The sequence below is a fragment of the Bacillus infantis genome, assembly GCF_020171945.1.
GTDB lineage: Bacteria > Bacillota > Bacilli > Bacillales > Cytobacillaceae > Bacillus_AB > Bacillus_AB infantis_A.
Genome location: NZ_JAIVAP010000001.1, coordinates 122,764 through 136,844 on the forward strand (window position 1 = coordinate 122,764; position 14,081 = coordinate 136,844).

General features: G+C 45.6%; 13 protein-coding genes and 1 pseudogene. 6 read left to right on the forward strand and 8 right to left on the reverse strand.

Features of this window, described 5'->3' with window-relative positions:
* Window positions 1-69: 69 nt before the first annotated feature.
* Window positions 70-816, reverse strand: coding sequence for a metallophosphoesterase family protein (locus tag LCM00_RS00595; RefSeq protein WP_224896865.1), 747 nt, complete (start codon window positions 814-816; stop codon window positions 70-72).
* Between the two features lie 101 nt (window positions 817-917).
* Window positions 918-1,769, reverse strand: a complete 852-nt coding sequence (locus LCM00_RS00600; protein WP_224896867.1) for a DegV family protein — start codon at window positions 1,767-1,769, stop codon at window positions 918-920.
* 211 nt (window positions 1,770-1,980) lie between these two features.
* Here LCM00_RS00600 and LCM00_RS00605 point away from each other — a divergent pair, with 211 nt between their 5' ends.
* From LCM00_RS00605 to LCM00_RS00620, 4 genes are read left to right on the forward strand one after another with little or no spacing between them, the layout of a single operon-like run.
* Window positions 1,981-2,748, forward strand: coding sequence for a 3-hydroxyacyl-CoA dehydrogenase (locus LCM00_RS00605; RefSeq protein WP_224896869.1), 768 nt, complete (start codon window positions 1,981-1,983; stop codon window positions 2,746-2,748).
* A 46-nt stretch (window positions 2,749-2,794) separates the two neighbouring features.
* On the forward strand, window positions 2,795-3,946 hold the full coding sequence (locus LCM00_RS00610) for an acyl-CoA dehydrogenase family protein (RefSeq protein ID WP_224896871.1): 1,152 nt from the start codon (window positions 2,795-2,797) through the stop codon (window positions 3,944-3,946).
* 28 nt (window positions 3,947-3,974) lie between these two features.
* Entirely contained in the window at window positions 3,975-5,123 is a 1,149-nt protein-coding gene (locus tag LCM00_RS00615; protein ID WP_224896873.1) for a thiolase family protein, read from the forward strand.
* Between the two features lie 41 nt (window positions 5,124-5,164).
* Window positions 5,165-6,724 (forward strand): fatty acid--CoA ligase, encoded by a 1,560-nt coding sequence (locus LCM00_RS00620; protein ID WP_224896875.1) that lies wholly within the window; start codon window positions 5,165-5,167, stop codon window positions 6,722-6,724.
* A 39-nt stretch (window positions 6,725-6,763) separates the two neighbouring features.
* Here the strand turns inward: LCM00_RS00620 and LCM00_RS00625 are convergent, their stop codons facing one another.
* From LCM00_RS00625 to LCM00_RS00640, 4 genes and pseudogenes are all read right to left on the reverse strand, one after another.
* Window positions 6,764-7,468, reverse strand: coding sequence for a DUF421 domain-containing protein (locus LCM00_RS00625; RefSeq protein WP_224896877.1), 705 nt, complete (start codon window positions 7,466-7,468; stop codon window positions 6,764-6,766).
* Window positions 7,469-7,521: 53 nt separating this feature from the next.
* Entirely contained in the window at window positions 7,522-8,412 is an 891-nt protein-coding gene (locus LCM00_RS00630; RefSeq protein ID WP_101547681.1) for a manganese catalase family protein, read from the reverse strand.
* A gap of 21 nt (window positions 8,413-8,433) precedes the next feature.
* Entirely contained in the window at window positions 8,434-8,649 is a 216-nt protein-coding gene (locus LCM00_RS00635) for a YuzF family protein (protein ID WP_224896879.1), read from the reverse strand.
* 173 nt (window positions 8,650-8,822) lie between these two features.
* Window positions 8,823-9,091: pseudogene (locus LCM00_RS00640) on the reverse strand (ATP-binding cassette domain-containing protein); the annotation flags it as partial.
* Window positions 9,092-9,334: 243 nt separating this feature from the next.
* Here LCM00_RS00640 and trhO point away from each other — a divergent pair.
* Window positions 9,335-10,300, forward strand: a complete 966-nt coding sequence (trhO, locus tag LCM00_RS00645; protein WP_224896881.1) for an oxygen-dependent tRNA uridine(34) hydroxylase TrhO — start codon at window positions 9,335-9,337, stop codon at window positions 10,298-10,300.
* Window positions 10,301-10,377: 77 nt separating this feature from the next.
* Here trhO and LCM00_RS00650 read toward each other — a convergent pair whose 3' ends face one another.
* Window positions 10,378-10,926 (reverse strand): pyridoxamine 5'-phosphate oxidase family protein, encoded by a 549-nt coding sequence (locus tag LCM00_RS00650; protein WP_318247585.1) that lies wholly within the window; start codon window positions 10,924-10,926, stop codon window positions 10,378-10,380.
* Window positions 10,927-11,032: 106 nt separating this feature from the next.
* Here LCM00_RS00650 and pdxR point away from each other — a divergent pair, with 106 nt between their 5' ends.
* Complete coding sequence (pdxR, locus tag LCM00_RS00655) at window positions 11,033-12,409, forward strand: MocR-like pyridoxine biosynthesis transcription factor PdxR (protein ID WP_224896885.1); 1,377 nt, start codon at window positions 11,033-11,035, stop codon at window positions 12,407-12,409.
* A gap of 31 nt (window positions 12,410-12,440) precedes the next feature.
* On the opposite strand, the gene arcA is transcribed toward pdxR, so the two are convergent.
* Window positions 12,441-13,670: an arginine deiminase gene (gene arcA, locus LCM00_RS00660; RefSeq protein WP_224896888.1), complete on the reverse strand. Its 1,230-nt coding sequence runs from the start codon at window positions 13,668-13,670 to the stop codon at window positions 12,441-12,443.
* Between the last annotated feature and the right edge of the window lie 411 nt (window positions 13,671-14,081).

The window sequence follows — 14,081 nt, forward strand, 5'->3', positions numbered from 1 at the left end:
GGCAGTTAATTACTTAAGTCCTCGTTAAAAGAATAATTTCCCTTAATTCAAAAAAAGTCCAAATCTTATTTAAACCTTCTGCCTGCCTCTATAAATAGCCTCCCTCAGTTCCAGCGCATAGGGTTCGAGGTTTGGCATGCCCATTTCGCGGGCCATGCTGATTTCTTTTTCTATATCATAAGGAAGGCGGACCATTTCGATTGAAAAAGGTGCAGGCTCTTCTGAAAGATATGTACCGTGCAGGATAACAAAAGAGGCTTCCGGCACATCAAGCGGATTGCCGACGCTTCCAGTGTTGAATAAGACCTTTTTAGGATCAATCGGCTCCAGCATGGCCGCGTGGATATCCCCATACCCGACTACATCAGGAATGATTCCCCTTTTTTCTTCATCAATGAATTCACTTGGCCCGAACATAGCCTCTCGTTCTTCAATTGGATGGCGCATCGGCACCACCCGGTGGTAGATGCTTTTTGCAGAAGCGTGAAAAAGCCTTACATACTTTCCGCTCATTTTAAAGTCATGGTGAAATGGCAGGGTGCTTAAATAGTCCATTCCTTCCTGGCCAATCTGTTCCTGATGCCACAGCAGTTCAGCGAAGTCGGCCGGCTTCTGGATAAAGTCATCCCAATTTCCGCGAACAACTACCTCACAATTTTCTTTCACCCGCTCTATTGCTTTCTTTGAATTCGGCCCTTTGCCGACGAGATCGCCAAGACAGAAGATCCTGTCAATTTGCCGCTCCTCTAAATAATCAAGCACCTGATCGAGTGCAGTGATATTTCCGTGAATGTCTGAAATTACTGCAATGCTCATCTCGTTCATCTCCCTTTGCTGCAAATCATACTAATACTTTCGCTTCTTATACAAAAAAAACCTTCCGGAACAAGCAGATTCCCGCTGGAAGGTTTTTGTGTTTATTCAAAATGCCAGACGACTGCGACCGTGCCTTCCCCGGCATGCACAGCAATTGTTGAGCTGATTTCGCCGATGAAGGTGCCCATTTGAGGAAACCTGGATAAAATTTCTTTTTCAATGTCCTTTGCCTTTTCAAGGACATTCCCATGCATGATCTGTACCTGCTCTATCCTGTGTTTCTCTGCAGATTCTTCAAGAAGCTCCATCATCCGCCTTATGGCTTTTTTCTCCGAACGCACCTTATCAAAAAGCTGGAATTCTCCATTCCGGTCAACATGGATGATCGGCTTTACCTTTAATATGCTTCCCAGGAGATACTGAGTTCCGGACATTCTTCCGCCCTTATAGAATTGGTCAAGATTCCCCAGCAGGATATAATTCTCATACTGATTGGCTTCAAGCCTCAGTGTACGGGCGATTTCTTTCCAGTCCATATCTTTGGATTGGAGCCCGATCCCCGTATTCAGCAGTCCGGTAATGATGTAAGACATCATTTTTGAGTCTACTGTTTCGACTGGAAAGCCTGCAATCTCTGCGCCCTGCATGCAGCTGTTCAGAGTTCCGCTCAATTTGGAAGAGATGTGGACAGCGATTGCGCAGTCATAATCAGCTTTTAATTTTTCAAACAGCTCGGCGAATTTGCCGACAGATGGCTGTGAGGTTTTCGGAACTTCTTTTTCAGCTTTTAGTTTCATATATAAATCATCAGAGGATAAATCGATTCCATCCTCATAGGTGCCCGATGAAAATGCAATGGTCAGAGGCATTACATAAACATCCTTATGCTGCTCAAGCTCCTTGGTGATAAATGCTGTGCTGTCTGTAATCCAAGCTATTCGTTTATTGGTCATTTAGCCTATCCTTTTCAGAAAGTTTGTAATGATGGTGTAAGCCATTTCATTATACACGAACTTCTCTATGAATGTTTCAAAAGTTTTGTGAACGGCCTTTGGTAACTTTAAACAGAGGAAACGGCAATATTTTAAATGAAGAAAAAGGAGAAAGCAGCAGGGAGCTAGAAATATATATTCAGAATATTCTTTTAAAAAAGGGAGGGGTTGTATGCAGATGGAAAATATTTGTGCCCTTGTGACTGGCGGAGCATCGGGCCTTGGGGAGGCGGCTGCAAGAAGAATACTGGATAGGGGCGGCAGGGTCTGCATCGTTGACATGGACGAGGAAAAGGGAACTAATATTCAAAAAGAGCTTGGCAGCAGCTCCCTTTTTGTGCAAGCAGATATAACTGATGCCCGGCAGGCTTCCGACGCGGTCAATTTGGCCTTTGAGAAACTGGGTTTCATTAATGTGTGCATCAATTGTGCGGGAATTGCTGCTGCCCAAAAGGTGCTTGGCAAAAAAGGGGTGCACGAACTCGATTTATTTTCTAAAGTCATATCAGTTAACTTGACAGGCACCTTCAATATGATCCGGCTGGCGGCAGAGAAAATGAAGGATAATGAACCAAATGAACAAGGGGAAAGAGGAGTTATCATCAGTACCTCATCTGTTGCTGCCTTTGAAGGGCAGATCGGGCAGGCAGCCTACAGCGCTTCCAAAGGAGGCGTGGCAAGCATGACCCTTCCGATTGCCAGGGAACTGGCTGAATACGGCGTCAGGGTGATGGCGATTGCTCCTGGCCTTTTTCATACCCCTATGTTTGATTCTTTGCCTGCGGAAGCAAAGTCTGCACTTGGAAATACAGTTCCCTTTCCCCGCCGTCTTGGCTTTCCAGAAGAATTTGCAATGCTGGTACAAAGCATCATAGAAAACCCGATGCTCAATGGAGAGACCATCAGGCTTGACGGGGCAATCCGCATGCAGCCAAAGTGAAATAAAATTATTTTTGTAAGCGTTTTCTAAAAAGGGAGGAAGGGGCATGGAAAAAACAACAGGATTTCTTAAAGAGGAACATCAGATTTTTCGAAAGGCGCTAAAAAAATTTCTGGAGAGGGAGGCCTATCCCTTTTACAGTCAATGGGAGCAAGAGCGGCTTATACCAAGGGATTTTTGGAGGAAGATGGGGAAGCAGGGGTTTCTGTGCCCTGATGTAGATGAGGTATACGGAGGAAGCGGTACTGACTGGGGCTTCTCCGTCATTATAAATGAAGAATTGGAAAGAGTAGGTTCAGGGCTGGTTGGCATCGGGCTGCATAATGACATAGCTGTTCCATATCTTTCTGAATTTGGTTCTGAAAAACAGAAAAACCGGTGGCTCTCCAAGTGTGCTGCCGGAGATATCATTACAGCGATTGCGATGACAGAGCCTGGTGCAGGTTCCGACCTTGCAGGCATTAGTACAACAGCGGTGGACGAAGGAGACTATTATCGTCTCAACGGGCAAAAAACATTCATTACTAACGGGATGCACGCCGATCTGGTCATTGTTGCCTGCAAGACGGATACTCATGCGGTCCCCAAACATAAGGGAATCAGCCTGCTTGCGGTTGAAAGGGGATGCGAAGGTTTTTCCAGAGGAAGAAAGCTGGATAAAATCGGCCTTCACTGCCAGGATACTGCCGAGCTTATTTTTGAAGACTGTCTTGTGCCTAAAGGAAATCTGATCGGAGAAGAGGGGCAAGGGTTTCAATATATGATGAAAAAGCTGCAGCAGGAAAGGCTTGTAGTTGCTATAGCAGCACAAGCTGCTTCAGAAGTTATGCTGGAGCATACCTTATCTTACGTAAAAAGCAGGGAGGCCTTCGGCAGGCCGGTCGGACAATTTCAGAATACCCAATTTAAAATGGCAGAAATGGCCACTGATATCGAAATGGGCAGAAGCTTTCTGGACACCCTGAATATGGAGCATATGGAAGGCAAAGATATCACCCAAAAAGTTTCAATGGCTAAATGGAAGCTCACCGATAATGCCAGAAGAATAGCTTCTGAATGTCTTCAGCTTCATGGCGGCTATGGGTATATGGAGGAATATGAGATTGCGAGAAGGTACAGGGATATCCCGGTTGCGAGCATTTATGCCGGTACCAATGAAATCATGAAATCAATCATAGCCAAAGGGCTTGGCCTTTAGAAACACGAGAAAGAAAGGTGATGGGCGGATGAGGGAAGCTGTTATCATAGAAGCTGTGCGGACGCCGATAGGAAAGAGAAACGGCATATTGAAGAATATCAGGCCAGATGAGCTGGCTGCTTTCATATTGAATAAGCTGACTGAGAGGGCGGGCCTCGATCCTTCTTTTGTTGATGATGTTATTATGGGCTGTGTCAGCCAAACCGGGGAGCAGGCCGGTGATATAGCGAGGATTGCCTCTTTGATTGCCGGATTCCCTGTTGAGGTGCCCGGTGTTTCCATTGACAGGCAGTGCGGTTCAAGCCAGCAGGCAGTCCATTTTGCAGCACAGGCCATATTAGCGGGAGATATGGATATCGTCATAGCCGGCGGAGTGGAGAGCATGTCCCGTGTTCCGATTGGCTCGAGCTTTCAGGGAGCCAAATTAAGTGAAAATCTTAAAAGGAAGCATGAGATGATCCACCAGGGCCTTTCAGCAGAGAGAATCGCAGAAAAATACGGATTCTCCCGGCAGCAGCTTGATGAATATTCTCTCAAAAGCCACGAGAAAGCGCTGAAAGCACAGGCAGAGGGCAGATTTGAAAGTGAGATTGCACCAATCGAGGCGGTGCAGGATGATGGGACAATGCTTGTTGCATCAGAGGATTCCGGCCCGCGGAGGGACACATCGCTTGAGCTGCTGGGAACCTTGAAGCCGGCATTCATGGAGAACGGCAGGATCCACGCAGGCAATTCCAGCCAGATAAGCGATGGGGCAGCGGCCCTCTTGATCATGTCAAGGGAGAGGGCAGAAAGCCTGGGGCTTCGACCAAGGTTCCGCATCCTGACAAGAACGGTTGTAGGGTCAGATCCGACACTTATGCTGACTGGTCCGATTCCTGCAACGGAAAAGGCGCTGCAAAAAGCAGGGCTCTCAATCCGGGATATTGATATTTTCGAAGTGAATGAAGCCTTTGCTTCAGTGCCTCTTGCGTGGCTGAAGGAGACTGGAGCCGATCCTGCTAAGCTGAATCCAAATGGAGGAGCCATTGCACTCGGCCATCCGCTCGGGGCAAGCGGCGCCAGGATCATGGCAGGACTGATCTTTGAACTGGAAAGGACAGGAGGAAGGTACGGGCTGCAGACAATGTGCGAAGGCTATGGAATGGCAAATGCGACCATCATAGAACGATTGTGACAGACGGGGAAGGTTCTGAAAAAAAGTTCAGGAGGTACGCCATGACAGTGACGATAGGAAGGATTTTAGATCTTGCTGTAATGAAATATCCGGCAAAAGAGGCCGTATACGATGTCAGGAGTAACAGACGTTACACTTATAGTGAATGGAATATGCGCATCAACCGCGTCGCACATGCGCTAGCTGCTGAAGGTGTCAGCAAGGGAGACAGGGTTTCTGTATTTTTATATAACACAGAGGAATTGGCGGCAGTCTTTTTCGCCTGTGCTAAAATCGGGGCCGTTTTTAATCCAATCAATTTCCGCCTCCAGGCTGAAGAAACAGCATATATCCTAAGAGATGCACGCCCGAAGGTTCTTGTTTTTGAGAAGGCTCTTGAAAGCGTAGTTTCCACTATTGAAGAACAATTTCCTGCAACTGCTTTCTGGTATATTGATGACGAACCGCCTTCCTATGCGGCCTCCTTTGATAAAAAAGTCTCTCAAGCCTCTGACAGCCCTGTTTTTGCTGATGTCAGCGAAAATGATGATTATGCAATCATGTATACAAGCGGAACGACCGGCCGGCCTAAAGGAGTGATCCATACACACAGGCATATGGCTGAACAGAGCATGACAGTGGTCGCAGCAACAAAGCTTGAACCATCCGATAAAGGGCTGGTCACAGCACCGATGTTTCATTGTGCAGAGCTGCATTGCGCCTTTCTTCCCCGCATCCATGTCGGGGCTGGAAATGTCATCCTTCATCAGTTTAATCCGAAAAAGGTGCTTCAGCTGATTGAGGAGGAGGGGGTCACTAAATTTTTTGCCGCCCCTACAATGTGGAATATGCTATTGCAGGAAGATCTGCTGGCTTACTGCCTGGACAGCCTGAAGCTTGGCCTTTATGGGGCGGCCCCGATGGCCCCTGCACTTGTTAAGCTGTGCAGGGAAAAGCTTGGGATCTTATTGGTCCAGGCTTACGGAATGACAGAGATGGGGCCGGCCATCACCTTCCTTTCTGAGCATGATCAGCTTTCTAAAGCAGGCTCTGCCGGGCAGGCATGCCTGAATCATGAAATCAGGATTGTCAGGCCGAACGATAATGGGCCATCAGATCCTGAAGATATCCTCCCGGCAGGAGAGTCAGGGGAAATTATCGTGAGGGGCCCAAGCATGATGAAAGGCTATTACAATATGGAAGAAGAGACAGAAAAAGCTTTATATAAAGGATGGTACCATTCAGGCGACATCGGTGCCATGGATGAAGAAGGCTACCTATGGGTAAGGGACAGGGTGGATGATATGATCATCAGCGGCGGTGAAAATATCTACCCGAGGGAAATTGAGGATGTGCTGTTTGAACATAGCGGAGTCTTGGATGCAGCAGTCATCGGCCAGCCGGATGACAGGTGGGGAGAGACTGTGACGGCATTCGTTGTAAAAAAAGATCCTTCAGTAACAGAGGAAGAATTGGACAGCTGGTGCAAGGAAAGCAGCAGGATCGCCAATTATAAGCGGCCGAGAAAATATATCTTCTGTGAAAGCCTGCCGCGTAATGCCAGCGGAAAGCTGCAGAAATTCGTGTTGAGGAGTGAATTGTCCCAATCAGCACAATCATGAAAATAGGAGCTGCCTGTAAAAAGGCGGCTCCTTTACTTGTCAGCGGTGATTCTTAATCGTTAGTTTGCCTTTTCCTCTTTTATTGACAATCAGGGTCTTTGTCTTCTGATTTACAAAAGCATAGAGGATCTCTTTAGCTGAAAGGCTGTTTTCATCCAGCTTTTTTGTCAGCCATTCTTTTGTAAGATGCAGCAGCTTTAAATTTCTGAGCTGGATCTTTCCGTCGACTATGACAGAAATAGGAAGGCCTTCATCCTGAATATTAATATTGAGATGCTCGACAGTAACAGGGGTGTTTGCCGTTTTAGGAATAACGCTGATTTCCCCGATAGGTTCCAGTACAGCATATTCGACATCAGATACTTTTGGAAATCCTTTGCTCCGGAGGATTGATAGAACCTGTGAGACTGACAAATGCGCTTTTTCCAGCTGATCCTCAATGATTTCTCCATCCTTAATCAGGATAGAAGGCTCACCCAGAAAGAACCTGTTCCCGATTTGATTCAGGGTTAAGTAAGAAAAGCAGATATGAAGCACAACCAGGATGGCCAGGGAACCGAGGGTAGGCCAGAATTCTGTGCTGATCAAGGGTTCGGAGGCGACCGTGCCGACAATGATAATGGCTACAAGGTCGTAAGGGGTCATCTGGACAATGGAAGACTTCCCCATCAGCCGCATGATTGCGATCGTTACAAGGTATAATACCAGAATTTTTATAAACAGGAACAAAATGACCTCTCCCAACGCTAAAAAAAGATAATGTCAGTTTTCCCAGTTTTAATCTGTTTAAGCCTTTTTTACAGTCCCTCCAGCAGCCGTTTGGCGATCCTTTCATAGTCATCCTTTGTAATGCCAGGTGCAAATTCTTCCGGAAGCTCATCAAGGTCAGGGACCGGGCCGCCCTCAGGCGTGCCGTATATAACCTTCAATGGCTCTCCGTTTTCCGGGTTCGTCCCTTTCCATATCTGTCCTATTCCCTTGAAATCCGTGTCGCTCCATGTATAGAGGACATTGCTGAGCCCTTTTTCTTCAAACTTGCGCGCCGCATCAAAACGGGAGTTGTTTAAATCGGGAATTGGCAGCATCTTTGTTAAGTCGACGCCTGTCGCGATATCGAGCGCCTTTGCGTAGGCTAATATGTGCGTACCTCCCCTTACCAGCAGATAGCCGATCATTTCTCTGGCAACAGGATGGTCTGTCATTTCATACACCCGCATTTTATGGGTTCTGGCACCAACCTCCAGGAAAAAATTATGAAGAAGATCCAGCACGAGATTGCCGCTGCTGAACACATTATCCCCGGTCCATGCCCTTCCCATTGAATCGCCGGGAAGACCTGTCTGGGCAGAGGCGATAAAATGATAGGTGTTCCGTGCATCTTTCCCGTTCTGCAGAGGTGCAATATCCGGATCACCAGGAAAGGTATTTCCTTTCGAGAGCAGATTAATTGCATTTGTCACAAGCTCCACATGGCCAAATTCTTCTGCGGTGATGCTGGCGACCAGATCGTAGAATGGCTTCAGCTTCTTTTTACTCCGGAAGTTAAAGGATTGAAACATATAGTTATTGAGAGTAGACATTTCCCCAAACTTGCCCCCGAGCAGCTCCTGGACGGCAGCTGCAGCATTCATGTCACCATGAGACGGCTCAGGGAGTTCGATCGCCAGCCTGTTTATTCTTTTGAACATATTTTTCCTCCCACTGGGTTGTTAGCCTGGAAATATCCAGACAATCTGCTGAATGCGGATATAGAATGGTGTATCGGCAGACTCGACTACCAGATGGTCCGGCAGCGCATTAATCAAGACGCCCCTTACGGATCCATGAGTTGTCTGCACCGTTATAGAATCTCCTATCAAAGAAAGGGCGGCCTGATATACATATGGATCAAAGCTTGAATTAAAAGAGACAGCTGTACCGTCCATCTTTTCAGCTCCTTTTCGCCAAAATCTATCATAAGTCTATGAACGTAAAAGAAGTTTCAGAATATGTCCGTGAAAGAAGGACAGGAGGGCGGAGGTTTTATTGAAATATAATTTGTGTGAAACAAAAGACAGTTGAGGAAAAAAAATCCCCATGCCTTTCAGCAGGGGGGATAAAGGAATGCATCCTTCAGCAAATCGCTCATGGTCCTGCCAGGAGTAAGGATTGTATGCTGGTCCAAATAGCCGTAATGCACATTTGGAGTCCATTCCACTTTGCCGCTGTCATGGATCAGCTGATTGGTTATGATATTCATAAGAGTCGATTTTCCGGCTCCGTTTGCGCCAACAAGTCTGACATGGTCTTCCTGCAGAAGGACACATCTTTGAATAAAGTTCTATCGCCAAAAGTATGGCTTAAAAGATCTGCATTTAATAAACTCATCGTTTATATTCCTCGCTTTGCATGTATAATCCATCTTTACATCATACTAAAAAACAATAGTGTAAACCAGGTGTTTTAGATGCCGATTATCATTCGAGGCAGTCCATTTTTCCCGGCTAAGGGGAAACAATGTTTTTGACACCCTTTATATGGCTGTTATAATAGAATGTGTTGAAAAATCCGGTATAGGGCTGCCTGCCGGAACAGAATCTTGCATTTGGTCTGGAAAGGAAAGAAAAAATCATGGATACACAATCATATAGAATTTTGCTTTATTACAAATATGTTCATATAGAAGATCCTGCGGCACAAAGGGAAGAGCACTTGAATTTCTGCAATGGCATTGGCCTTAAGGGACGCGTGCTGATTTCTGAAGAGGGCATCAACGGCACTGTGTCAGGCACAGTGGAGCAGACACAGGCCTATATCGACATGATGGACAATCATCCTTTATTCGAAGGCACAGTTTTCAAGATTGATGAAGCAGAAGGGCATGCATTCAGAAAAATGCGCGTCAGAGTGAGAAAAGAACTCGTGAACCTGAGCCTTGAAGATGATATCGATCCATTAAAGCTGACAGGGACACACTTAGAACCAAAAGAATTTTTCGAAAAGATGCAGGACCCTGATACTGTCGTCCTTGATGCACGAAATGACTATGAATACGACCTTGGACATTTCAAGGGGGCGATTAAGCCGGATATCCAAAATTTCCGCGATCTTCCTGAATGGATCAAGGAAAATAAAGATAAGTTTGAAGGCAAGAAGATCCTGACTTATTGTACTGGAGGCGTCCGCTGCGAAAAGTTCTCAGGATGGCTTCTAAAAGAAGGTTTTGAGGACGTCGGCCAGCTGCACGGAGGAATCGTGACGTATGGTAAAGATCCTGAGGTGCGCGGCAAGCTGTGGGACGGCCAATGCTATGTGTTCGATGACCGGATCAGCGTTCCTGTCAATCAGGAGGAGCATGTCATCGTCGGCCGTGATTATTACACAAACGAACCTTGCGAGAGGTATGTAAGATGCGCAAACCCTGAATGCAACAAGCAAATTCTGACCTCTGAAGAAAATGAGCATAAGTATCTGCGCAGCTGCAGCCATGAATGCCGGGTGCATCCGCGCAACCGCTATATCAGTGAACACGGCCTTACAGAAGAGGAAGTGTCTGAGAGAATGAAGAAGCTTGAAGAAGAAGCTGTTCAATCTTGAAAAAAGACGTGCAGGAGGCTGCACGTCTTTTTTATATGGAATTTTTGACTGAAATCCCCCGAATGTTTTAATATTCTTCACCTAAGGTCGACAGCCGCTGTTTTGCCTGGATAGTACTTTTTTTCATTTTCAGCTGCATTTTCTTTCGCAGTTATAATGTCAGGAATGATTTTAATGACGGCCGTCCTGCTTCCAAGCGAGGAGCGGTATTTTTCTAGATGGGCTTTTGGCAGAGGTGACTGGAAGTAGGTGGGTACATACTTGTCCAGCATGTTCTGCATAACCCTAGTTGCTTCATCTACATTGGCTAGCACAAATGCTTTCCCAAAAACCATTACACTCATATAAGCTGTATCTGTTTTTGCGGGGACGGGGTCGGGCAGTGTGCCAAAATCTTCGCTTACTGTAAAGCAGACATGAGGCCTATTATTCAGCAGCTCCATTTTCCTTCCTTCTGAGGCTCCATGAAAATAGATACAATCATCCTGCCAAATATAATTAAGAGGCACCACATAAGGGTAAGAACTGTCATTGAGTCCAAGATATCCTGTTCTGGCCTGCTTAAGGAAGGTGCTGATTTTTTCAGGATCTTTGACTTCTAGCATTGATTGGCGCATTGGAAACATATACTCCACTCCTTAGATATTTATGGTATATTCAGATTAATATCAATGTGACCATCTTTATAGTGACAGTTCCATATAATCTTAAAGGGTCAGATGGGAGTGTACGATGACGCCGTTTTTAGACAGGGAAAGCCAGCTGCCTTTATATGTGCAGCTATATCAGTATATCAAGTCGGAAATCGAGTCAGGAAAAATGAAGCCAGGGGAAAAGCTTCCTTCCATCCGCAAGTTTTCGCGATTTCTGGACGTAAGCAAAAATACAGTAGAAGAGGCGTATCACCAGCTGATTGCAGAAGGGTATGCCGAGAGCAGGCCGAAGAGCGGAATCGTTGTAAACAAAATAGATGAATTTCCCTTGAAACAGGTTAAAGAACAATTGCCTGTTATTTTAAAAGAAGAGCAGGCAAAACCAAAAATTGATTTTCAATATGGCCATATTGATGCAATTGCTTTCCCAGCCAGGAGATGGAAAAACGCCCTGTCTGAAGCAGCATTCGATCTCTCTTTTCTGCAATATGGAGACAGGCAAGGCCAATTGTCCCTGAGGACCGAGCTGACAGGGTATTTGTACAGATCAAGGGGGATAGAGTGCACTACAGAACAAATCATCATCACTTCAGGAACGCAAAATAGCATTTCAGTGATTATGAGTATACTCGAGCTTCGCGGAGAAGTGATAGCGATGGAAAACCCAGGCTATGATGGGGTGAGGAAAGTACTGATGCATCAGGGAGGAAAAGTAGAACCCGTCTCTGTGGAGGAAGATGGGATCAGTGTTGAAGAGCTTGCAGAAAAGAGCGCAAAAGCGGTTTATGTGACACCTTCCCATCAATTTCCGCTCGGTATGGTCCTATCAATCAATAAACGGCTGAAGCTGCTGAAATGGGCTGAGGAAACTGGCGGTTATATTGTGGAGGATGATTATGACAGCGAGTTCAGATATCAGGGACAGCCGATTCCGCCGCTTAAAAGTCTCGATCAAAATGATCGCGTCATTTACCTTGGGACTTTTTCAAAATCCTTTCTTCCTGCAGCCAGACTGAGCTTCATGGTTTTGCCGCCGGCCCTTATAGCTGGCTATAAAAGGGACTTCAGCCTGTACAGCCAGCCAGTCTCTCCCATAATGCAAGAAGCTGCAGCACGCTTCTTGAAGGAAGGAGACTTTGACCAGCATATCCGGAAAATGCGTGTCCTTTATCAGGCAAAGCATAAAATGCTGCTGGAGTCGGTAAGTTCTATGATGGGAAATAAAGCGGCTGTGATTGGACAAAAGGCAGGGCTTCATATCCTCATAAAGCTGGAAGGAAGGAAAAGTGAAGAGCTTGCTGCCAGGGCTGCCAAAAATGGTGTGAAAGTGTATTCTGCGAACCAGTATTGGGCAAATGGAGATGGTGATGATTCGATCATGCTGGGATTTGGAGGACTTTCTGCCGAAGAAATTGCAGAAGGGATAAAGACTCTTACCGAGGCGTGGTTTGAATAAAGAGCAAAAGAAAAGGGCCATCCAGGCCCTTTTACAGTTCTCCTCTGACAATCGGCATACTCATACAGCGCGGGCCGCCTCTGCCGCGTGAAAGTTCAGAGCTCATGATCTCGAGCACCTCGATTCCATTTTGCCTCATCATATCATTGGAAACATAGTTGCGGTCATAGGTAACTACTACTCCAGGGGCGATTGCCAGGGTATTGGAGCCGTCATTCCACTGCTCCCTGGCTGCTGCAATGACATCTCCGCCGCCGCATGGCAGGAGGACCAGTTCAGGAAGATTCAGGACTTCCTTCAGGGTTTCCACAAGGCTGTCCTTTTCTGTGATTTTCAGTTCACCAGAATGCCCCTGCTCGAGAATATAAATTTTCATTTTCCCGTCGCTGTTCTCAATCGCAGGATGGTAGGTGAATTTATCATGATCAATCATTGTAAACACAGTATCCAGATGCATGAAGGCCCGGGATTTAGGAATCTCGACAGCTACTACTTTCTTAATTTCCTCCTGGCGGGCAAACAATTCCCTTGCCAGCTTTTCAATTCCCTGTGCAGATGTCCTGGCACTGACACCTATAGCAGCAACTTCTCTGCTCAGCACCAGCTCATCTCCGCCTTCGAGTGTATAATGTTCATCCCGATTAAAGAAAACGGGAATATCATGCTCTTTAAAGCGGGGGTGGTGCTTGATGATATAATCCATGAAAATTGATTCGCGCCTTCTCGCCGGTTCATTCATATTGTTAATGGTTATGCCTTTGCCGATGACAGCTGCAGGATCTCTTGTAAAATATAAATTTGGCATTGGATCAAGGAAGAAAGGGTAAGAATCCGCCATGATTTCATGAAGGTGCACTTTTTCCTTTAAATCAATTTCATTCTTCCGTACCCCGGCCATCACTTTCCTAACCAGTTCATCAGCCGGCAATGAATTCAAGTACTCAGAGACCGCCTCAAAAGAGCCATTCACATTGGACTGGCTTTCCATCAGGATCTGTTCCGTGAACCGGCTGCGGATTTCAGGCTGTGCAAGCGTCTCTGTCATAAGCTTATCAAGATAAAGAACTTCAATGCCCCGATTGCTCAAAACTCCAGCAAAATAATCATGTTCTTTTTGAATCGCCGGCAAATAGGGGATATCATCAAATAACAGCCTCTTTAAGTATTGAGGGGTAAGGTTTTCTACCTCCTTGCCGGGTCTGTGCAGAAGAACCGACTTTAATTCCCCTATCTCCGAAGTAACATTTAACGGATGCTTCATTTAAATAACCTCCAAATATGTATACGAGCCAGTTTTGTCTGTTTTCATGTCTACTGTTCATTTTCCTTTAAAGCAATGTGAGTAAACTAATCATTTTTTTGTATGTTTATTCAATGAATTTTAAGCGAAAAGCCAAGATAACAGCGAAAATACTGCTTCTTTTGGTACCTGCTGCAGCAAAGATTGGCAGTTTAATGTCTGCTGTTGCGCTATTTATAGGACTTTCTCATTATTTACCAAAAAAAATATGTAAATTCTTGTTTATTTTTCTAATTCTCTATATTACTATTTAACTTTATGTATTATAATGTTGGAGAATAGAAGAAATTTGACAATCTTTTCTTCTTGATTCGACAGCAATCTTAGAAATAGAAATGAGGGTAATACAGTGGGCATTATAAATGAAGATCG

Bases quoted from the DNA above. Each gene is read 5' to 3' on its own strand.
- LCM00_RS00600 (WP_224896867.1), bottom strand. From the start codon at position 1,769: ATGACCAATAAACGAATAGCTTGGATTACAGACAGCACAGCATTTATC.
- trhO (WP_224896881.1), top strand. From the start codon at position 9,335: ATGGATACACAATCATATAGAATTTTGCTTTATTACAAATATGTTCAT.
- LCM00_RS00615 (WP_224896873.1), top strand. From the start codon at position 3,975: ATGAGGGAAGCTGTTATCATAGAAGCTGTGCGGACGCCGATAGGAAAG.
- pdxR (WP_224896885.1), top strand. From the start codon at position 11,033: ATGACGCCGTTTTTAGACAGGGAAAGCCAGCTGCCTTTATATGTGCAG.
- arcA (WP_224896888.1), bottom strand. From the start codon at position 13,670: ATGAAGCATCCGTTAAATGTTACTTCGGAGATAGGGGAATTAAAGTCG.
- LCM00_RS00595 (WP_224896865.1), bottom strand. From the start codon at position 816: ATGAGCATTGCAGTAATTTCAGACATTCACGGAAATATCACTGCACTC.
- LCM00_RS00605 (WP_224896869.1), top strand. From the start codon at position 1,981: ATGCAGATGGAAAATATTTGTGCCCTTGTGACTGGCGGAGCATCGGGC.
- LCM00_RS00610 (WP_224896871.1), top strand. From the start codon at position 2,795: ATGGAAAAAACAACAGGATTTCTTAAAGAGGAACATCAGATTTTTCGA.
- LCM00_RS00630 (WP_101547681.1), bottom strand. From the start codon at position 8,412: ATGTTCAAAAGAATAAACAGGCTGGCGATCGAACTCCCTGAGCCGTCT.
- LCM00_RS00650 (WP_318247585.1), bottom strand. From the start codon at position 10,926: ATGTTTCCAATGCGCCAATCAATGCTAGAAGTCAAAGATCCTGAAAAA.
- LCM00_RS00635 (WP_224896879.1), bottom strand. From the start codon at position 8,649: ATGGACGGTACAGCTGTCTCTTTTAATTCAAGCTTTGATCCATATGTA.
- LCM00_RS00620 (WP_224896875.1), top strand. From the start codon at position 5,165: ATGACAGTGACGATAGGAAGGATTTTAGATCTTGCTGTAATGAAATAT.